Source organism: Nocardia sp. bgisy134 (assembly GCF_057708325.1).
Window position 1 is genome coordinate 1 of sequence record NZ_JBYIRW010000034.1, and the last position, 18997, is coordinate 18997.

An 18997-nucleotide genomic window follows, 5' to 3' on the forward strand; every position below is an offset into this window, starting at 1 on the left:
CCACCACACACCCGAACCCGGACAGCTCCCCCGGATCGAGCGTGGCCAGCATGGTCGGCGTCAGGAAGCCGTGCGTGACCCCCTCCCCGGCGATCAGCCCGGCCAGCTCCGCACCGCCGCGCACCTGCGCCGGTGCGATCACCAACCGCGCCGACGCCGCGAACGCCATCAGCAACTCCAGCACCGACGCATCGAAACTCGGTGAGGCGGCATGCAACACACGCGACGACGACCCCGCACGATATCGCTCGAGCTGCTCGACGGCGAAGTTCCTCACCCCCCGATGCGGCACCACCACCCCCTTCGGGACGCCGGTGGAGCCGGAGGTATAGATCACATACGCGGGATGGTCGACCCGCAACGGGCCGACCCGATCCGCATCGGTCACCACCGCACCGGACTGCCGAGCACACTCGGCCCGCACCGTCGCATCGTCGAGCACCAACCACCCCACCGACCCCGGCAGTGCACCCGCCTGCTCGCAGAGCGTAATACCCACCACCGCCCCGGAATCGGTGAGCATGTGCGATATCCGCTCGGCCGGATACATCGGATCCACCGGCACGAACGCGGCCCCGGCCTTGGCGACCGCCCACACCGCCAACACCGACTCCACCGACCGCGGCACAGCCACCGCCACTACCGACTCCGGGCCCACCCCCCGGCCGATCAGCACCCGCGCCACCCGGCTCGACCATTCGTCGAGCTCTCGATAGGTCAGCGATCGCGCCCCATACACCACCGCCACCGCACCCGGATCCACCCCCGCCGCCTCCGTGAAGATCTGCGGCAGAGTCCGGCCCACCACCGCCGCCGCACCCCGCACCGGCACCAACCGGCTCCGCTCCTCGACATCGAGCAGGCTCAACCGTGATATCTCGGTGTCGTGCTCCGCATGAAGAAAACGACCGATGAAGTCGATGAACCTGCTGTGAAGACGGTCCAGGTCCTCCTGGGTGTATCTGTTCGGATTTCCGTGGAGGTCGATCGACAAGGCGGCATCATGACCGCTTCCATGAACATTGATCTGCAGGTCGTCCAATATCCCGGACCGCAGAATGTGATAGGTAGCCGTCGCCTCCCCGAGATTCAACTCGGAATCGAACAGCATGAGATTCACAACGGGACCGAACACAGCCCCGATGGTGTTCAGCAGATTCGCATCACGGCGAATGTCCTCGTAGCGATACCGCTGATGACGCAGGGCCCCGAGCAGCTCCCGCGCAGACTCGGCGACCAGCTCACCGATCGTCGTCCGCACACCGACGTGGAATCGGATCGGGAGAAGATTCGCGAACATTCCCGCAGCCTGCTTCGCACCAGCGTTCGCCCGACCCGTGACGGGAAGACTCATCACGACGTCGCAGGTATTCGCCATGCGAGACAGGAACGCCGCGATCGCGGCAACGACAACCTGCGCTGGACTCTGCCCGTTCTCCCGGGTTATCGCCTCCAGCCGGGCAGTCAGCTCCGGACCCAACTCCTGCCCGCTCACCAGATCGTAGGCGGCCGGCGGAGCCGATCGTCTCGACAGGCTGATTGGCTCCGGGAGACCGGCAACCCGCTCCGCCCAGTACTGACGATCCGCAACGAACCGACCGGACTCGCGGTACTCGCGCTCCGCTCCATACAGCGTTTCCAGGTCCACCGTCTTCAGCGTCGACGGCTGCCGACCTTCCACTGCGGCGCAGTACCGCTGCGCGATGCGACGAGTGACATTCAGTCCGCCGTATCCGTCCATCGCGATGTGATGGACCCGTGAATACCAGAAGTAATGACCATCTGCCAGCACGATCAGCTTGGTTTCCGACAATTCGTCACGAAGCAGATCCACCGGTTTGCTGTAGTCGGCACGCATCCACTCCCTAGCCGAACGAACCGGATCCAGCTCCGAGCTGAGATCGAGAACACCGTCCTCGTAGGACTGCACCCCCTCCACCCACTGATAGGGAATGCCGTCTACTTCGACCAAGCGGAATCGCCCGGATTTCAGCTCCGCAGTCGCGTCAAGTCCCTCCCGAACCATCAAACCGACGTCGACAGGACCTGTGATTTCGAGGTAATGGGCAATATTGAACGACACGCCGCTCGACACCTTCTCCGCCAGCCAGACGCCGTACTGTGCCGGCGACAGCGGATACATGGCCGTCGTCACCCCCACCGTATTCTCAGACCGAGCAACCATCGAAGTTGGCCTTCCGCTACTTTCAACTTCTGAATCAGCCGAGCATTTGGATGAGGGCCAATTCGGTGGTGATCCGGGCGGCCAGGGCGGTCGCGGTGTCCGCGGTGCCGATGTCCTCTCAGACGCGGACGAATTCGTCGCCGCCGAGGCGGGCGACGGTATCGGCCGGGCGGACCGCCCCTGCCAGCCGCCGCCCGAGCCGTTGCAGGATGGCGTGCCCGAGGCTGTCGTCGACGACCTCGAAGTCGTCGACATCGACCAGCAGCACCGCGAGCAGGGTGCGCTCGCGGTGGGCGGTGTGCAGGGCGGCGGTGATCCACCGGTACGCCGCGGTGCGGTTCGGCAGCCCGGTGAGCGGGTCGTGCAGGCTCTGATGCCGCACCCGGGTTTCGGCGTCGATCCGGCCGATCGCGGCGGACAGCACCGCTACCAATCGGCCGGCCTGTTTCAGGCGTAGTGCGGCGGTCAATCCAGCGAAGCCTGCGCCGATCACGCAATAGTCGACATCTGTCATGGCGAGCTGTCCTCGTATCGAGTTCTGCGCACGACCGGAGGACCAGCGCACGATCGCGGCACCCTCGACACGGGTGCACATCGCCTTCGATCAGGTAGACGCGTCGAATCTTCAGCAATTCCCGGTTCCCGAGTCGATCTGGCAGCCAGATGCGCCCCGACGAATCCATTGCTTCCGAGAACGAGCGCGACTTCTCGTCCGGGAGGGGCCATCTCAGCTCTCCGGATCGGAGTCGTCTCATCCACGATCGGTAGCAGTCGCGTCGAATCGCCTGTGCTCAACGCTTCGATGTCTGCAAATCTGCCCCGGAACTTCAAAGTTGGACAATCCTCGGTGAGGACCGCGAGATCAGTTTCTGGCACATCAAGCCCTGATGCTGTCCGGTCATCTGCATGCACAGACACTGCCGACCACGCCCTTCGCTGTACTGTTTGCAGCATTCGCTGAGGCGGTTCGCATCACGCGACCGGTTTCACCCCAGCTCCCACCGAAATACACACGCGAGACATTGTCAATACCAGTGGATTGGTGAGGTTGGATGGCCGCGTTCCGGGTGAGCAGCCGGAGGTTCAGCGACTTTCCGGGATTCCGGTCGGTCATGAGCTCATTTCCGGGGTGAAGATGATCATAAAGTCGTCGGTGCCGAACCAGAAGCTTGTTGCCGATCCTGTGTCTACTGAGACGCCTGGGGCGAACCAGACCACGCTTCTTCGGAAGCCGAGTCGGGTAGCTGCTGGCGCTCGGATCGTCCCGCGGGGATCGTGTTCCCAGCAGATATCAGCGGCGATGATCTTCTTGCCGATCGGCCCGGCCCACCGCGGGTGGTCGGATACCGGCCCCGTGGCAGCGCCTCCGGGTCCGCTGCAAAAGAAGTCGACCATCGGCTTCGGGAAGATTCTCAGTTCCGATTCGGTGAGGTGTTGTTCCAGATCGCCGCGTATCGGTGACCGATATGGGTGATCAGTTCAACGCCCATCGTCGGTTCGTGCCAGTCGCCGAAATCCCACTCCACGGCGAGCCGACCGTCGTCGTCGATGGTTCTACGGGTAGTACACGACATCGGCGAGGCGTTGACCGCGCAGCTCGGCCACGACCGCTTCGAGGTGTTTCTCGGCAGTGGGTATCGACGGCGGCACGACATGATTGTTGCCCGGGTGATCGGATTTCACCCGCAACGGGCAGCACCTCGGAGGATGTCACCAAGCTGGCGTTCGCCAGCGTGATGTCGAGCAGGGCCGAAGCGGCGGCCCAAGTAGATCTACAGAACCTGCCGAGCACCCCTCGGCTGACCGAGACGGAGATCCGCAAACTCATGGACTCCCTCGGCGACATCGCAGCCGTCCTTGCGAACACGTACGCGGGGAGTTGTAGTCATTGCATGGGTCCTTGCGTCAGCCGAATCCTCTCAGATTCCTTGTGTGTGTGGACCGCGGTGTGGACGCAGAGGGGGCGCACTCTTCCGATTACGCCCCTGACCTGCTGTGGGCTGGTGTCCTGTCGCCACACGTAACCGCAGCCGTTGCACCGGTATCGGCGGACCGTAACGTGCATCGTGGTGGGCCGCCACCCGAATGGTTCGTGCGCCAACCGGCGCAGGATGGTGTCGCGAGGCACGCCCTCGCAGCCGCAGCATCGACACCACTGGTTCGGTTCGACGACACGGCATGCGAGGACCGCGCGGTCGGGATCGAGCCGCTGGCCGGTGACTTCGAGCCCGAGCTCGTCCAGTCGACAGAAAGTGGTCAGGTCAACGCGGGAGAGACCCCGACCAGGACTAGCGTCGTTCACGTCAGACGCTGCTTCGACGCCTCCCGTTGGCTGGTCAGCGGCCGATGCTGTCCAGTTCGGCCACATCCTCGCCGGAGAGGGCGAGCCCGGCGCCGGCGATGTTCTCGCGCAGATGCGCAGTCGATGACGTGCCCGGGATCAGCAGGATGTTCGGGGAGCGCCGCAGTAGCCAGGCCAGCGCGACGGACATCGGTGCTGCCCCGAGCCGGTCGGCGACTCCCGAAAGCGCCGCGGACTGTAGCGGCGTGAAACCCCCGAGGGGGAAGAACGGTACGTAGGCGATGTCGGCGGCGGCGAGTCGGTCGATGAGGTCGTCGTCGTGGCGGTGGGCGAGGTTGTACATGTTCTGCACGCATACGATCTGTCCGATGCGCCGGGCCTCGGCGACCTGCTCGGTGGTGACGTTGCTGACGCCGAGGTGGCGGATCAGACCTTCCTGCTGTAGGTCGACGAGCATCCCGAACGCCTCTGCGAGCGAGCCGGGCTGGGGGCCTTCGGCATTGCCCATACGCATGTTGACCAGGTCGAGCACCTCGAGACCGAGGGACTGCAAGGTCTCGTGGACCTGCTTGCGCAGGTCTTCGGGCCGCCGGGCTGTGGGCCAGCCGCCCTGCGCGTCGCGGTTCGCCCCTACCTTGGTGGCGATGAACAACGACCGAGGATAGGGGTGCAGGGCTTCGCGGATCAGCTCGTTGGTGACCTGCGGGCCGTAAGCGACACTGGTGTCGATGTGGGTGATCCCGGCCTCGACTGCCTCGCGCAGTACCGCCAGGGCACCGTTGTGGTCGGCGGGCGGGCCCATGACCCACGGGCCCGCGAGCTGCATCGCGCCGTAGCCGAAGCGGGTGACGGGCGAATCGCCCAGAGTCCAGGTGCCGCCGGGAAGTGAGGTGGGGGATGCGTTCATCGTGCTTCGTTCTGCTCTCTGATCCGAGGTGGCGCGTGTCGCCACCTCGGACCATCATTGGGGAGTTACTTCCTATCCGGAAGTAGGCACCTCAAGGTGCGTAACTCACTCTCAGGAATAGGTGTGATCAGGTTGGGGACGACAAGCGCCGCTCAGCGGCGAGCGCAGGCCAAGGTGGAATACAACGCGTTCTTGGCGGCATGCCCCAGTCGCCAACTGCTCGACCGGATCTCGGACAAGTGGGTTGTGCTCGTTCTATGCGCGCTCGGGGGCGACGCTTCCGACCAGCCCGGTGCGGCGAGCGATGCGAGGGCGATGCGCTACTCCGAGATTTCGCGCCTGCTGGCGGGAGTCAGCCAGAAGATGTTGACCCAGACATTGCGGTCGCTGGAACGTGATGGCCTGATCACCCGCACCGTGACGCCAACCGTCCCCGTCACCGTCTCCTACAAGGTGACCGACCTTGGCCTCTCCCTCCACCACCTGACCCGCGGACTCAGATCATGGGCGCAGAGCCACATGGACGAAGTCCTCTTATACCGCGCGACCTACGACGCTCGCGTCTCGTAACCAACACCTCGAACCGTCAGATACCACCACACCCTCGATTGTGAAGAGCCGCGAAACGCCTCGACCTGGGTGTCGAGGTCGCGGGCCATCATCGATACCTGGGAGTTGGAAAGGGTTGTGATGCCGAGTGATTCGACGAGTTTCTCCATCCGTCGTGTCGATACTCCGAGCAGATAGCAGGTGGCCACGACCGAGGTGAGTGCTCGTTCGGCGCGTTTGCGACGCTCGAGCAACCAATCCGGGAAGTAACTGCCTGTTCGCAGCAGTGGAACGGTCGCAGGGCATGTCAACCGCATCAAGATGCTCAAACGGCAGATGTTCGGACGCGCGAAAACCGACCTACTCGGAAAACGAATCCTGTTGAGCGAGTGAATAACCCGGCATCCGAGATCACCAAAATTGTGCCAGATCCGCGTCACGGACGTCGTTGTCCGCTGAGGTGGTCGAGGCAGGGCAGGACGATATGGTTGGCGCCCGATCGTCGAAGCCCATGGGCGAGCCATAGGAACGAGCCGCTATTGGGGTCGGCTCCGTAGAAGACGGTAGCGAATTCGATCCCGTCGTGTTGTGCCTACTGCTCGTGACGGTCGTCGTGTCAAGCTTGCGGGGTGCCCTCGATGGAGTCCCCGAGGTGCCCGTCCGCCGGATCTGTCATTCGATGTCCGGTGACCCGGCTCTGGCCCCGAGTTCGGCTTGTGATGTCGGCGTGCAGTCAAGGTCTCGCACCGCAGGTCTGCGCGAGCGTGCTCGGCGTTCAGGTATCGAGATCGCGGCATGTGTAGCCGAGCAGGCCTATCGCTGTCAGGATCGCCGCGATCGCGAGGAGCACGAGGCTGGCGACCCAAGCCGGTCCGGTGTCGGGAACGGCAGACAGGTGAGCGAAGGGCGAGACATTGATCAGCCATGCCGGTGCTCGGATGCTTCGGGCGATGACGTCGAGCAGGAACCCTCCGGCGACGGGGAGTGCGCCGACCGGCCCGACCGCGGCCGGATACCAGCCCAGCGCGAGCATCGCGGCGCCCAGCCCCAGCAGGGCGATCGGCGCGACGTTGATCGCTCCGGCGAGGGCGGCGTCGATCCCCAGCGGCGCGCCGGTCAGTGCAGCACCGCTCCACATCGCGACAGCCGCGGTGATCAACAGGACGAACGATCCCGCCGCGGTCACCGCGACCTCCGCGGCTGCGATGCGACACCGGGGCACCGGCAGGGCATGCAGCACAGTCCAGCGCCGCGCCTTCTCGTCCGCGCCCATGGCCGCGAGCCGAGTCGCGCAGTAGAGCCCGACCGGAATCGCGAGCAAGCCGAACAGCGCCGCGGCGAAACCGGTGGCCGAATCGAGGCCTGCGAATCCAGCCGACGCGGCGAGCTCGGCGAAGCGGGCATTGCCCTCGAAGAACTCCAGGATCGAGGAGATCAACGCACCGATCAGCAGGAAGTAGGTCGCGATACCGATCGACCACGCCATTGTCGGCATGACCGCCCGACGCAGCGCGAAGGCACTCATCGAACCCAGCAGCCGAGTGCGCGCAGGACGGGTAGCCGGAAGAACGATCAGCGCGCCGCCGAGGTCGCGATTGCGAGCAGCAGCCAGCGCGGCGACCGCGAACGCAACACCCACAGCCACCAGCACCAGCAGCGGCTCATAGCGGTTGCCCGCATAGGGCGCGGCGCGGGCAACGAGCCCGAACGGTGTGACCCATGCGGTCCAGGCGACCTCGGACACACCATCGGCGAGCATCCGCAGCAGCAGACACACGCCCAGGACCGCGCCGGAGAATCCCGCGGCCGCGGCCCGGGAGGGCAGCAGTTGCGCGGCGAACAGTCCAGCGCAGCTGAAGACGACGACAGTGCCGAACACGCAGAAGGCGTGCACGATCGCTCCGGCGGGATCGGTGCCGGTCAGGATCAACGCCATTCCCACGCCCGTCGCGATCAGGAGGGCCGCCATGGCAAAGGTGACCAGGCACCGCACCAGCAGATCCACCGCGCGCACAGCTCCGCCGAGGAGCAGGTCCCAGCGCCCGGCATCCTCTTCTCCACGGGTGACGCGAGTGGCGGCCAGCAGCGCCCAGACACCGCTGAGTACCAGGACGGGGGTACCGGTTCGCCACACGGTGAACCCGCCGGGATCGTCGAGCGCGCGTGGAGTTCCGAAAAGGACTCGGATAGCGGGGTTTTCGGCCAATGCGTGGATGGCGTCGGTGTCGATGGCATCGGCGAAGGTGGTCTGATACTGGCCGGCGACGAGGGCAGACATTCCCGCCGCGGTGACCGCCACGAGAACCGCTCCTCGCCGGATCTGCCGCGCGGTGAGCCATTGGACAGCCCGGCCAGGCGCCGGTGCCTGCCTCACCTCTGTCCGGACTGCGGTGGTCATCGCTCGTCCTCGCCGTAATAGTCGAGGAAGATCTCCTCGAGGCTGGGCTCACGCAGCGAAAGGGCGGTCGCCTCGGACGCGGCCAGTGCCCGTAGCGCCGGCGCGGGCGGTCCGGACAAGGTGAACCGCACACGACTGCCATCGAGTCGTTCGACTGCCGCCACCCCCTCCACACCATCCAGTGACGGCGCGCCGCCTCGATAGGAGACTTCCACGACAGTGCGCTGCAGGCGGCGCAGGTCCGCCAATGTCGCGATCTCGACCAGACGACCGGCCCGCAGAATTCCGACCCGATCACACAGCGCTTCGACCTCCCCGAGCTGATGCGAGCTCAGGAACACCGTTTGACCCCGCTCGCGCGCCTCGCCAACGCACCGGCGAAATTCCCGCTCCATCAACGGATCCAGCCCAATGGTCGGTTCATCGAGAACCAGCAGAGGTGCGCGAGTGGCGAACGCGGCGACCAAGGCGACCTTCTGACGATTGCCAGTCGAATACGCCTTGCCCGGCTTGTCGAGTTCGAGCGCGAAACGGTCGATCAGCTCGCCGCGATACGCCGCATCGTTTCCAGGGCCGACGCGGGCGAGCAGCTCGAGGATCTCGGCTCCGGTCAACGACGGCCACAGCGCGACGTCGGCGGGCACGTAGGCCAAGTGGCGGTGGGCCGCACGAACGTCGCCCGCGAGGTCACCGAACACGCGCGCCACCCCTGCGGTGGGGCGGATCAGGCCGAGCAGAAGCCGGATCGTGGTCGACTTCCCGGCGCCATTGGGCCCGAGAAATCCGAATACTTCACCGTGTGAGACTCGCAAACTGAGGTCATCGACAGCGAGCGTGCGACCGAACCGCTTCGACAGGTGGTCGATCGTGATGGCCGCGCTTGAATCGAGGGCGCGCGCGGACAACGCCGCAACAGTGGACATGGAAGCCCTTTCCTAGTCGGCGAACTGACCTGCCGACCAGACTTCCCGGCGCACCTACCAAACAGGCTACTCCGGAAAGGAGCCGTCTCGAACGAGACAAGAAGACGGTGTGATGATTGCCATCATCACAGCCACGATCGCCAGTGCGACCGATTTCGGTGTGCTGTGGTGGATAATCGCCAGACAGTCCAGCACTGTGGCGAGACCCGCATCGCCCTCGTAGGTTACAGCCAGGGTGCCGACGCCGCCGGAGATCTCGCGGCCGAAATCGGACGCGGCGGCAGCGTCGTGGCTCCGGACCGTCTCGTCGGCGTCGGTCTGCTCCCCGACCCACAGCGCGCCCCCACCGACATCCAGGTCGGGCCGCAGGTCGGCGGGGCGGGCGCGATCGGCGCGCGACCGGGAGGGCTCGGCCTGGTCCACAGCAAGGTCCGTACCATCTGCGCAACCGGCGACCTGTACTGCTCGACCGACGACGAGGATTTCCTCCTCCGCTTCGGCGGTTACCTCGCCCGGGCGTCGGGCACCACGTCGGACCCGGTGCTGCACAAGTGCGATGCCGCCGCGCTCCTGGACGCGATCCGGTCGCGCGGCGGCATCGCGGCTCTCCCAACCGATTTCGACGAGGAAACCAGCGGGCAGCGCGCGCAGCTGGCACACTTCTACGGCTCCGGGACGCACATGTCGTACGGCACCTATCCGGTCGGAGACGGGCACACCGCTATCACGTGGATGCACGACTACCTCGCGAACCTGGCCTGAGCGCCCACCCGTGCCGACCTCGACCGTTCAGATCATCATCGCCGAATCCTGCGCCGCCACAGCGCGGCGACCGCCACCAGCGCCCAGATCACGAGGACGGCGGTGAGCAGTCCCGTGCTGTAGTCGCGATCGAGGACGGTGGGGTTGGCCGCGTTCGCGTGTTCGCGGCCGAGGACGGCCACGGCGAGCAGCCCGAGCGTCACGGTGCATACCGCGCCGACGACGACCGGCGCCCACGACCACGCAGGCAGCAGACGTCGGGCCGTGAGACCCGCGGCGGCGCACAGGGGCGCGAACACCCCGTCGTGCAACACGATCGCGGCGGCGAACCACCACGCGATCGAGATCAGGTCCGCGCGCGGAAAGTCGAGCAGCTGGCTGAATCCGTGCCAGCCCAGCCAGAGTCCGGCCGCGCCGAGCAGCAGCCGGATCATCGTCATCATCGCACCTCGATCGAGGACAACCATTTGGTTTGCAGGACGCCGGGTCGGGTCGGGGCGATGAGTCGACACGGATAACCATGGTCGAGATCGAGGTCCTCCCCGTTCAGCCGCAGCGCGATCAGGCTGTCGGCGGCGACTACGTGGGACTCCGGAAGCGCTGAGCGGCTGTAGAGCCCACCCTGCTCCAAGGAGCGGAAGACGGCGTCGCCACCGGTGTAGTCGCCAACCGCGCCGAGCAGATCGCGCACCCTGATTCCGGACCAGTCCGCGCTGACACTCCATCCCTCGACACAGGCCAGCGGCAGCGTCGCGGTGGTCTGCGGCAGCGCCGCGAGCGCGTCCCGGGTGAACTCGGCGGTGCGTTCGCCCACCGTGACGGTGAGCCGGTAGGCCGCATCGCGGGCGCGTTCGGCGACACCGGCCTCGACCGCGGTGCGATTCACCGGAAGCCCCTGTGGCCCTTCGCCACTGCGCGGTGCGAGCACCGAGATACGACGAAGCAGCGGCACCGTCTGCCCCGCGACGGCGACCCCGGCAACCGCGGCCGCGGCGACCGCCGCCCCGAGCACGACCCGCCGCGAAGCCGTGCCGCTATCGGCGCTGGGCTCGACGGCGGGCCGAGCCAGTGCGGTGTGCACCACGGGAAGTTTCACCGCGAGGTGCACCGCGAGCGCACCGATCGCGACATAGGCGAGGGCGTAGTGGGTGGTGGTGAAGAAGAACCGCCACGGGTAGTACTGCGCGGAGTTGAGCAGTCCGGTCACCAATTGGAAGATCATCGAGCCGACCAGCACCGCGATCGATCCGCGTTCGAGCAGGTGCAGCGGATTGCCCAGGATCGGGCGGGCGAACAACCTCGGAAACACCGACCACAGCTTGACGATCAGCAGTGGTATCGCGACCACACCTGAGATGACGTGGGCGCCTTGGCTGACGCGGTAGAGCCAGACCGGGTGCGCGGGCCACCAGAACCAGGCGGGCGGATGCTGGATCCAGTGACTGATCAGGCCGGTCACGAGGCAGATCGCGACGGCGATTCCGAGCAGGATGCCGACCCGGGCGGCGACGGCCGTCGAGCGGGCCGGGGAGATGCGCGCGGTCACCGCCGCGGGCAGCAGCAGGGCGGTGTCGGTTCCCGGTTGGGCTTCGGTGTCGCGAGGCTTGTGGTCTTGCGCCACGGTCACTCCTCAGAGGTGGTCAGGGGCCGCGCGTGCGGTCGGCCGCGGTAGGGGCTCCGAGGCGTTCGGGCGTCTCGGGGACAACCGGAATTTCGGGGATGATCGGCCGCCGCGACACCCCTGTCGTGGTACCGACCCGTCACGGCCGGCTCCCGCTGCCCACGGTGAGGCGGGCCGCGACGGCCGCGAAGCGTCCACCCGAGGCCTCGGCGACCGGCGCGATGTCGTCGACCTCGTCGACGTCGGTCAGCATCGGCAGCAGGCCGATGTCATAGCCGTTGCGGAACAGTGCGTTTCGCGTCAGTTCACCGGTCGTGGTCGTCGACATGGGTATCCCGACGAGCATCCGGGCGATGCGCGGATCGGTGAGTCCGAGCATCCACCAGCCACCGTCGGTGGCCGGACCGAGCACCGCCTCCCGGCCCGCCGCCAATTGCGCGGCCGCCTCGGCGAACAGCGCGGGGGTCACCTGCGGGGTATCCATACCGATCTGGACCACGGGATCACCGGGACGTGCCGCGTCGGCGTGTGCGTTGGCCAGGCGTTCGCCGAAGGTCCGGCCGCGCTGCGGCACGACTTCGAAATCGGCGAGGGCGCTGACGATTTCAGTGGCGTGCTGAGCGTGCGTGACAGAGCCGGTCCACGCAACGATCGCATGGCGCGGATTGCTGGCGCGCACCGCGTCCAGGGTGTCGAGCAGCGCGGCGGCGGCCAGGGTGGCGGCGTCGACGGGCCGCAGCGGCGGGGTCAACCGGGTCTTGGCGAAGCCTGCGATCGGGGCCTTCGCGACGACGAGCACCGTCGCGTCCAGGGTGGTCATCGAACGCTCCAGAAGTCGCGGGCCGCCCGGATCGTGCCGAGCACCGAACCGGAAACCTTCGACACCCCATGGGTTCTCGGCCGGTAGGTGACGTCGCGTTCGACTACGCCCCAGCCTGCCGAGGCCGCCCGCGCCAGCAGCGCCAGCGGATAGCCCGACCGCGGATGCAATGGACCGAGGTCGACCAGTTCGGCGCGGCGCAGGACGCGCATCGCGGCCAGATCGTGCACCACCAGGCCGTACCGGCGACGCAGCCAGCTCGCCAGCACCCAGTTGCCCAGCCGAGCATGCCACGGCCAGGCCCCCGGCACAGGTCGACGGCGTCCCGCCACCATCGTGACTTCGGGTGCGAGAGCGGCTACAAGCCTGGGAAATTCGGCCGGATCCATGGATCCGTCGCCGTCGAGCACCGCGATCAGTTCGGTCGTCGACGCGTCCACTCCGGCTTGCACGGCGCTGCCGTATCCCGGCCTGGTCTCCGTGACGACCTGAGCGCCATGCGCCCGCGCGACGGTCGCGGTGGTATCGGTCGAGCCGTTGTCGACCACGATCACCTCGTAGGCGGCGGGGATTGCCGTGAGGACGCCGGGCAGTGCTCCCGCTTCGTTTCGGCAGGGAATCACCACGGTCACTCGCCGTGTGCTTTCTGCAACGTTCACACCACTGACCGTAGGGTCGTTTCAGCGGAAAATGCCTGCTGAAACCGGTGACGAAACTGTGACGGCGCGATCGCGTTGGTGTGCGAGGAGGTCTGTGGAACCTACCGTGAACCAGTGCGGAAGACGACTGACCGACCCCTGCGCCGAGCGATTACCGGGCGGGCCGATCTATACGGCGCGGGTGCCGCGGCGGCCCTGGTCGCGCTGGCGATCCTGGTGCCCCTGCTGGGGAGCGACCAATGGCGAGACAGCCTGTACGCGGCATCGGCCCCGATCTTCGGCAGTTGGGATCCGCACTGGGGGTGGGGAACGGCACCGGCGATCGCGATCGGCGCGCTCGTCACCCTGTACGGACCGGGCCTCGCCGCCCGATTGCCCTGGCGCACAATGCTGCTCGCGGTCTGGCTCACCGGGCTGGCGTGGGCGTTCGCGCTGGCCATGGTGGACGGCTGGCAGCGCGGCTTCACCGGACGGCTGGACAACAGCCACGAGTATCTGCACGAGGTCGGCGGCGTCACCGACATCGGCGCGATGCTGCGTGGTTTCGCCGACCGCATTCTCGACTTCCAACCCGATTCCTGGACCACACACGTGTCCGGTCATCCACCGGGGGCGCTGCTGACGTTCGTGCTGCTGGACCGCGCGGGATTGGGCGGAGGAACCTGGGCGGCGCTGGTGTGCACCGTGATCGGGTGCAGCGCGGCGGTCGCGGTGGTGGTGGCGATTCGCGCACTCGGCGCACCGGACCGTGCGCGCGCCGCGGCCCCGTTCCTGGCGCTGGCGCCCGCCGTGATCTGGCTGGCGGTGTCGGCGGACGCACTGTTCGCCGGTGTGACGGCATGGGCCGTCGCGCTACTCGCCCTCGCGCTCCAACCGGGTCGACGACGGCCGATAGCCGCGTTCGTGGCCGGGTTGCTGTTCGGGTACGGGCTGTATCTGAACTACGGCCTGGTTTTGATGGCGGTCCCGGTGCTGGCAGTGCTCGCGCTGCGTGGGGTGTGTCGCGCGGCGGCCGCGGCGGCCGGGGTGCTGGTAGTGGTCGCGGCCTTCACGGCGTCCGGGTTCTGGTGGCTGGACGGCTACCACCTCGTCGTGGAGCGCTATTACCAGGGCATCGCCACCACGCGTCCGGTGTCGTACTGGGTGTGGGGGAACCTGGCCGCGACAGTCTGTGTCGTCGGCTTGGCGAGCGCGGCGGCGCTGACCCGGCTGCCCGGCTCGCTCGCACTGCCGACCAGACTCCGTCCGAATCTGGTTGTGGTACTGAGCGATTGGCGCGAACGCGTCGACCCGGCCGCCCTGCTGGCCGCCGCCGGACTCCTCGCCCTGCTCGCGGCCGACCTGAGCGGTCTGAGCAAGGCCGAGACCGAGCGCATCTGGCTGCCGTTCGACGTCTGGGTGCTGGCCGCGACGGCGCTGCTGCCCGGCTGGTCGGCACGCCGGTGGTTGGCCGTGCAAGCGATTGGCACACTCCTACTAGCCCATCTCATCCTGACGAATTGGTGACCGACACGATGCGTATCCTGATTGCCGACGACGACCCGGTGGTCCGCGAGGTGGTACGGCGCTACCTCGAGCGCGACGGGCTGGAGGTCGTCGAGGCAGCCGACGGCGCGACCGCGCTGGCCCGCCTCGAGGCCGCCGATATCGACCTCGCGATCCTCGATCTCATGATGCCGCCGCCGGACGGCATCGCCCTGTGCCGGGGCATCCGAGCCGGTGATCGCGCGGACATCCCGATCATCATGCTCACCGCACGCGGCGAGGAGGACGATCGCGTGACCGGCCTGCGGGTCGGCGCCGACGACTACGTCACCAAGCCGTTCAGCCCCCGCGAACTGGCCCTGCGGGTCGCCTCGGTGCTGCGACGGACCTGGGCCGCGGCACCGTCCGGTGAACCGGTGTTGCGTGGCGGACCGATCGAATTGCGTTCTGCCGCAAGGACAGTCCACGTCGCCGGGACCGCGGTCGAGCTGACCGCGCGGGAGTTCGACCTGCTGGCGTTCCTGCTGGCCAATCAGCAGCGTGTCTTCAGCCGCACCGAATTGCTCGAGCGGGTGTGGGGCTGGAACTTCGGCGATCAGTCGACAGTCACGGTGCACATCAAACGCCTGCGCGCCAAACTCGGTGCCGCCAGCCGGATCGACACCGTGTGGGGTCGCGGCTACGCCTGGGGTAGGAGCAGGGACGAGGGGCGCGACGATGCCCGCTGACGTCTCCGGCCTGATCGGTCTCGCGCTGATCGGTACCCTGCCCGTGGTCGCGGCCGGCGCGCTCGTACTGCGGCTGATCCGCAATCGCCTGCTCAGTACCAGCATGGTGATCCTGGTGCTGATCCCGACCCTGGCCACGCTGACAGGTTTCGTCGCGGTCAGCCGACTGATGGTCACCGACGAACTCTGGCGTGTTGCCGTGGTTCTCACGGTGGTCACCGCGGTGACGGTGCCCGCGGCGGTGCTGCTCGGCCGGGCCCAGGCGCGGCAGCTGGTGTGGGAACAGCAGATGCTCGAGCAGGAACGCGTCGCCGAGCAGTCGCGCCGGGAACTGGTCTCGTGGGTCAGCCACGACCTGCGCACCCCGCTGGCCGGTATTCGGGCCATGGGCGAGGCGCTGGCCGACGGCGTGGTCGACGCCGACGCCGACATCACCCGCTATGGGCTCCAGATCGTGCGCGACACCACCAGGCTCTCGGCGATGGTCGATGACCTGTTCGAGATGTCGAAGATCAACGCCGGCGCGCTGCGCCTGCATCTGGAACCCCTCGACCTGCGCGAACTCGTCGACGAGGTGTGCGCTGCGAACGAACCCGCCGCAGCGCGCGCCCAGTTGACGCTCACCGCCCGGCAACCGCTCACCCGTGTCATGGTGGCCGCCAGCGATCAGGCGCTGACCCGCGTACTCACCAATCTTGTCGGCAACGCGATCGCGCATACACCGCCGGGCGGCCGGATCGAGATCGCCGCGGGCGCCGACGACCAGGCATGGGCCCGAGTCACCGACACCGGGCCCGGCATCGCGCCCGAGGACCTGCCGCGCATCTTCGAAGCCGGATACCGCGGGACAACGGCACGGACGCCCGGACTCGGCGAATCCGGCGGCAGCGGTATGGGTTTGGCCATCGCGGCCGGACTGATGTCCGTCCATTCGGGCACCATCACCGCGACGAACCGGGAGCCCGGCGCACGGTTGGAGATCCGACTGCCCCGGTTGTCGCCGCCGACCGCCGGAGGCTGATCGGTTCACCAAGTTGGCGCGCCCGCGCCGCCGACGGCGCGCAGTGGCGCACGAGCGAATTCGGTCAGTCCGGGCTCCGGCCCGATCGCGGCGGTGAAATCCAGCAGCTCGCGGGCGCGGTCCGGACTCGCCACGACATGGCGGACATCGCCCGGCCGGAACTTCCCGGTGATCACTGGCGCGGGTCCGAGGTGGGCGGCCGCGAGCAGCGTGGCGACCGCTCCGATGGAGATCGGCTGTCCCGAAGCGATATTCAGCGCGACGAAACCGGGCAGCGGCCGTTCGACCGCGGCGAGATTGGCCGCGGCGACATCGCGGACATGCACGAAATCGCGCATCTGCCCGCCGTCCTCGAAGACTTGCGGCGGCACGCCCGCCGCAAGTGCCGACCGGAACAGCGCGGCGACACCGGAATACGGTGTGTCCCTTGGCATATCATCGCCGTACACATTGTGATAGCGCAGCGCGGTGACAGCCGAATCAGTGGCGGTCGCCCAGGCCGCGGCATAGTGCTCCTGGGCGACTTTGCTCGCCGCGTAGAGACTGCGGGGGCGCACCGGCGTGTCCTCGCCGACCGGGGCCCAGCCGAGGGGTTCGCCGGAGTGCAGGTCACGGTGTTCGAAGAAGCCACGCTCGAGCTCGTCCCGACTGCGCGGCGCCGGTACCCGTGAAGTGGAATCGGCTGCGCGATAACAGCCTTCGCCATACACCACCATCGAGGACGCGAGCACCATGCGTCGACAGCCCGCCCGCGACATCGCGGCCAGCAGCACCGCGGTGCCGAGGTCGTTGTGGCTGGCGTAGGCGGGCGCGTCCTGGGCGCTCACACCCGCCCCGACGACGGCGGCCTGATGACACACCACGTCGATGCCGGTGAGCCGGTCGTCCAGGGCCGCTGGGTTGCGCACGTCGACACGCTCGACGCCGACCGGCGGCGGCGCCGCCGGACCGTGTGCGGCGGCCAGCATCAGGTCGACGGCAACCACCTCGTGCCCGGCATTAGCCAGAACGCGCCGCACCTGGGACCCGATGAAACCGGCCGCGCCGGTCAAGAGCACTCGCATGGGGTCGAGTCTGTCGATGCTCGCCTGGAATTCCCAGCGAATCCCGCTGTACCGGACCAGCGGTAAGAATTCCGTCACATTTGACAGCGCGGACATGATGTCAATGTTTCGTCAGATTTTCCCGGGGTCGCCGAACGCCATTCTGCGGAATGCTGGGCGGGTGCTGTTGGACATGGACGAGACCTGGGAGGCCGGCATGGCGGCAACCGTCGCCGATCGTATTCGGACCCGCATCGAACGGTCCCACCACGAACGCATCCTGGGTGGGTGGGGTGCCCGAAACCCACGCCACAGCCGCGCACCCGCCACCCACGACATCGTGCTGACCAGCAACGACTACCTCGCGCTCGCGGATGACCCACGGATCGCGGTGGCGGTGTGCCGAGCCGCGCTCGACCGCCCGCCCGCGACGGGCCACCGCGCGGAGCGGGCCAGCGCCGACCTCGAAGCCGCGCTGGCCACCCATGTGCACGCGCAGAGCGCAGTGCTGTGCCAATCAGGGTGGGAGGCGAATGTCGGTCTGCTGCAATCCATCGCCGATCCCGCAACCCCCGTCTACCTCGACAGCCGCACACACATGTCCTTGCGGTTCGGCGCTCGGGCCGCAGGCGCGCCCGTGTACTCCTTCCGACACAACGTCCTCGACGACCTGCGCGCACTGATCACCGCGCACGGCCCCGGCGTCATCGGCGTCGACGCGATCGACAGCACCGGGGGCAGCCACGCCGCGCTGGCCGCGCTGTGCACGTTGGCCGAGGAGTCCGGTGGTGTGCTGATCGTCGACGAGTCACACGCGCTGGGCGTGACCGGACCGCGCGGTGCGGGTGTGGTCGTGGCGCTCGGCCTCACCGACCGGGTCGCCTATCGCACCGCGAGTCTGGCCAAGGCGTTCGCCCGGCACGCCGGGGTCGTCTTCGCTCGTGATCCGGATTTCGCCGAATACTTTCAGTTGGAGGCGGCGGCCGCGGTGTTCTCCTCGCCCGTCCCCCACGCCGATATCGCCGCGCTGACGGCGACGCTCGCGGTGATCCAAGAATCCGATTCCCGGCGCGACCGGCTGCGGGAGGTGGGGCACCGAATCCGAACAGCGTTGCGCACGACGGGATTCGAGCTGGCGGGGGCGGCCGGCCACCTGGTGTCACTACCCACCGGGCCCGCGCCGCATGCGATCGCTGTCCGAGACCATCTGGAAAAGCTCGGCGTCTTCGGCTCGCTGTTCTGGCCGCCCGCGACCCCCGACGACGCCACCCTGATCCGCTTCTCGCTTCATGCCGCACTGACCGACTCCCAGGTCGACCGCATCCTCGACGCCTGCCGTGAGGTCGCGAACACGTACGGGCCGATCCCGCCCGCTATCGCTTGACCGCCTGATGAATGGCATCGATCGTGCCGGGTCCACCTGATCAACAGCTTGCCGACGCGGCCATCGATCCAATGGTGCGTCGGCAGATGGAAATGACGGTTCCCCCGCTAATCCGGAGAGCGGATTATCTGGTTCCGGCTGGAACCTGGTAGTTCGCTCTCCGACCGAGCGGGGGAACCTCATCTCGGCCTTCACCCGCCAGGATGTGCG

Annotated in this window: 17 protein-coding genes and 2 pseudogenes; 6 read left to right on the plus strand and 13 right to left on the minus strand. The window is 67.5% G+C overall.

Annotated elements, in window-relative coordinates; genetic code table 11:
- The 5 genes and pseudogenes from AC3ERS_RS35260 to AC3ERS_RS35280 all read right to left on the minus strand — a co-directional run.
- Positions 1-2155: AMP-binding protein (locus tag AC3ERS_RS35260; protein WP_431972493.1), on the minus strand; the 2155-nt coding region annotated here is incomplete at its 3' end.
- A gap of 148 nt (positions 2156-2303) precedes the next feature.
- Positions 2304-2699: a diguanylate cyclase domain-containing protein gene (locus tag AC3ERS_RS35265; protein ID WP_431972494.1), complete on the minus strand. Its 396-nt coding sequence runs from the start codon at positions 2697-2699 to the stop codon at positions 2304-2306.
- A gap of 1040 nt (positions 2700-3739) precedes the next feature.
- Complete coding sequence (locus tag AC3ERS_RS35270; RefSeq protein ID WP_431972495.1) at positions 3740-3874, minus strand: hypothetical protein; 135 nt, start codon at positions 3872-3874, stop codon at positions 3740-3742.
- A 310-nt stretch (positions 3875-4184) separates the two neighbouring features.
- A pseudogene (locus AC3ERS_RS35275) lies at positions 4185-4487 on the minus strand (ISL3 family transposase); the annotation flags it as partial.
- 34 nt (positions 4488-4521) lie between these two features.
- Positions 4522-5394: an aldo/keto reductase family oxidoreductase gene (locus AC3ERS_RS35280; RefSeq protein ID WP_431972496.1), complete on the minus strand. Its 873-nt coding sequence runs from the start codon at positions 5392-5394 to the stop codon at positions 4522-4524.
- A gap of 132 nt (positions 5395-5526) precedes the next feature.
- Here AC3ERS_RS35280 and AC3ERS_RS35285 point away from each other — a divergent pair, with 132 nt between their 5' ends.
- Positions 5527-5964 (plus strand): winged helix-turn-helix transcriptional regulator, encoded by a 438-nt coding sequence (locus AC3ERS_RS35285; protein ID WP_431972497.1) that lies wholly within the window; start codon positions 5527-5529, stop codon positions 5962-5964.
- A gap of 50 nt (positions 5965-6014) precedes the next feature.
- Here the strand turns inward: AC3ERS_RS35285 and AC3ERS_RS35290 are convergent.
- From AC3ERS_RS35290 to AC3ERS_RS35300, 3 genes and pseudogenes are all read right to left on the minus strand, one after another.
- A pseudogene (locus AC3ERS_RS35290) lies at positions 6015-6233 on the minus strand (transposase); the annotation flags it as partial.
- A gap of 485 nt (positions 6234-6718) precedes the next feature.
- Positions 6719-8242, minus strand: a complete 1524-nt coding sequence (locus AC3ERS_RS35295; protein WP_431972498.1) for a polyketide antibiotic transporter — start codon at positions 8240-8242, stop codon at positions 6719-6721.
- Positions 8243-8337: 95 nt separating this feature from the next.
- Positions 8338-9264, minus strand: a complete 927-nt coding sequence (locus AC3ERS_RS35300) for an ABC transporter ATP-binding protein (RefSeq protein WP_431972499.1) — start codon at positions 9262-9264, stop codon at positions 8338-8340.
- A 168-nt stretch (positions 9265-9432) separates the two neighbouring features.
- Between AC3ERS_RS35300 and AC3ERS_RS35305 the strand changes: the two genes are divergently transcribed.
- Entirely contained in the window at positions 9433-10026 is a 594-nt protein-coding gene (locus tag AC3ERS_RS35305; RefSeq protein ID WP_431972500.1) for a cutinase family protein, read from the plus strand.
- Positions 10027-10061: 35 nt separating this feature from the next.
- On the opposite strand, the gene AC3ERS_RS35310 is transcribed toward AC3ERS_RS35305, so the two are convergent.
- The 4 genes from AC3ERS_RS35310 to AC3ERS_RS35325 form a co-directional block, all read right to left on the minus strand.
- A complete protein-coding gene (locus tag AC3ERS_RS35310; RefSeq protein ID WP_431972501.1) occupies positions 10062-10466 on the minus strand; it encodes a hypothetical protein in 405 nt (134 codons plus the stop codon).
- Entirely contained in the window at positions 10466-11584 is a 1119-nt protein-coding gene (locus AC3ERS_RS35315; protein ID WP_431972526.1) for a molybdopterin-dependent oxidoreductase, read from the minus strand. The genes AC3ERS_RS35310 and AC3ERS_RS35315 overlap by 1 nt, the downstream gene beginning before the upstream one ends.
- A 202-nt stretch (positions 11585-11786) precedes the next feature.
- A complete protein-coding gene (locus tag AC3ERS_RS35320) occupies positions 11787-12467 on the minus strand; it encodes a TIGR04282 family arsenosugar biosynthesis glycosyltransferase (RefSeq protein WP_431972502.1) in 681 nt (226 codons plus the stop codon).
- A complete protein-coding gene (locus AC3ERS_RS35325) occupies positions 12464-13126 on the minus strand; it encodes a glycosyltransferase family 2 protein (protein WP_431972503.1) in 663 nt (220 codons plus the stop codon). Before AC3ERS_RS35325 ends, AC3ERS_RS35320 begins: the two co-directional genes overlap by 4 nt.
- A 114-nt stretch (positions 13127-13240) precedes the next feature.
- Between AC3ERS_RS35325 and AC3ERS_RS35330 the strand changes: the two genes are divergently transcribed.
- From AC3ERS_RS35330 to AC3ERS_RS35340, 3 genes are read left to right on the plus strand one after another with little or no spacing between them, the layout of a single operon-like run.
- Positions 13241-14632, plus strand: a complete 1392-nt coding sequence (locus tag AC3ERS_RS35330) for a hypothetical protein (RefSeq protein WP_431972504.1) — start codon at positions 13241-13243, stop codon at positions 14630-14632.
- A gap of 8 nt (positions 14633-14640) precedes the next feature.
- Positions 14641-15339, plus strand: a complete 699-nt coding sequence (locus tag AC3ERS_RS35335; protein ID WP_431972505.1) for a response regulator transcription factor — start codon at positions 14641-14643, stop codon at positions 15337-15339.
- Positions 15329-16360 (plus strand): sensor histidine kinase, encoded by a 1032-nt coding sequence (locus AC3ERS_RS35340; RefSeq protein WP_431972506.1) that lies wholly within the window; start codon positions 15329-15331, stop codon positions 16358-16360. Before AC3ERS_RS35335 ends, AC3ERS_RS35340 begins: the two co-directional genes overlap by 11 nt.
- Before the next feature lie 5 nt (positions 16361-16365).
- Here the strand turns inward: AC3ERS_RS35340 and AC3ERS_RS35345 are convergent, their stop codons facing one another.
- Positions 16366-17424 (minus strand): NAD-dependent epimerase/dehydratase family protein, encoded by a 1059-nt coding sequence (locus AC3ERS_RS35345; RefSeq protein WP_431972527.1) that lies wholly within the window; start codon positions 17422-17424, stop codon positions 16366-16368.
- 160 nt (positions 17425-17584) lie between these two features.
- Here AC3ERS_RS35345 and AC3ERS_RS35350 point away from each other — a divergent pair, with 160 nt between their 5' ends.
- Entirely contained in the window at positions 17585-18787 is a 1203-nt protein-coding gene (locus tag AC3ERS_RS35350) for an aminotransferase class I/II-fold pyridoxal phosphate-dependent enzyme (protein WP_431972507.1), read from the plus strand.
- Positions 18788-18997: the final 210 nt, after the last annotated feature.

Coding starts and splice junctions, on each gene's coding strand:
- AC3ERS_RS35265 (WP_431972494.1), bottom strand. CDS start 2,699: ATGACAGATGTCGACTATTGCGTGATCGGCGCAGGCTTCGCTGGATTG.
- AC3ERS_RS35280 (WP_431972496.1), bottom strand. CDS start 5,394: ATGAACGCATCCCCCACCTCACTTCCCGGCGGCACCTGGACTCTGGGC.
- AC3ERS_RS35300 (WP_431972499.1), bottom strand. CDS start 9,264: ATGTCCACTGTTGCGGCGTTGTCCGCGCGCGCCCTCGATTCAAGCGCG.
- AC3ERS_RS35310 (WP_431972501.1), bottom strand. CDS start 10,466: ATGACGATGATCCGGCTGCTGCTCGGCGCGGCCGGACTCTGGCTGGGC.
- AC3ERS_RS35320 (WP_431972502.1), bottom strand. CDS start 12,467: ATGACCACCCTGGACGCGACGGTGCTCGTCGTCGCGAAGGCCCCGATC.
- AC3ERS_RS35335 (WP_431972505.1), top strand. CDS start 14,641: ATGCGTATCCTGATTGCCGACGACGACCCGGTGGTCCGCGAGGTGGTA.
- AC3ERS_RS35340 (WP_431972506.1), top strand. CDS start 15,329: ATGCCCGCTGACGTCTCCGGCCTGATCGGTCTCGCGCTGATCGGTACC.
- AC3ERS_RS35345 (WP_431972527.1), bottom strand. CDS start 17,424: ATGCGAGTGCTCTTGACCGGCGCGGCCGGTTTCATCGGGTCCCAGGTG.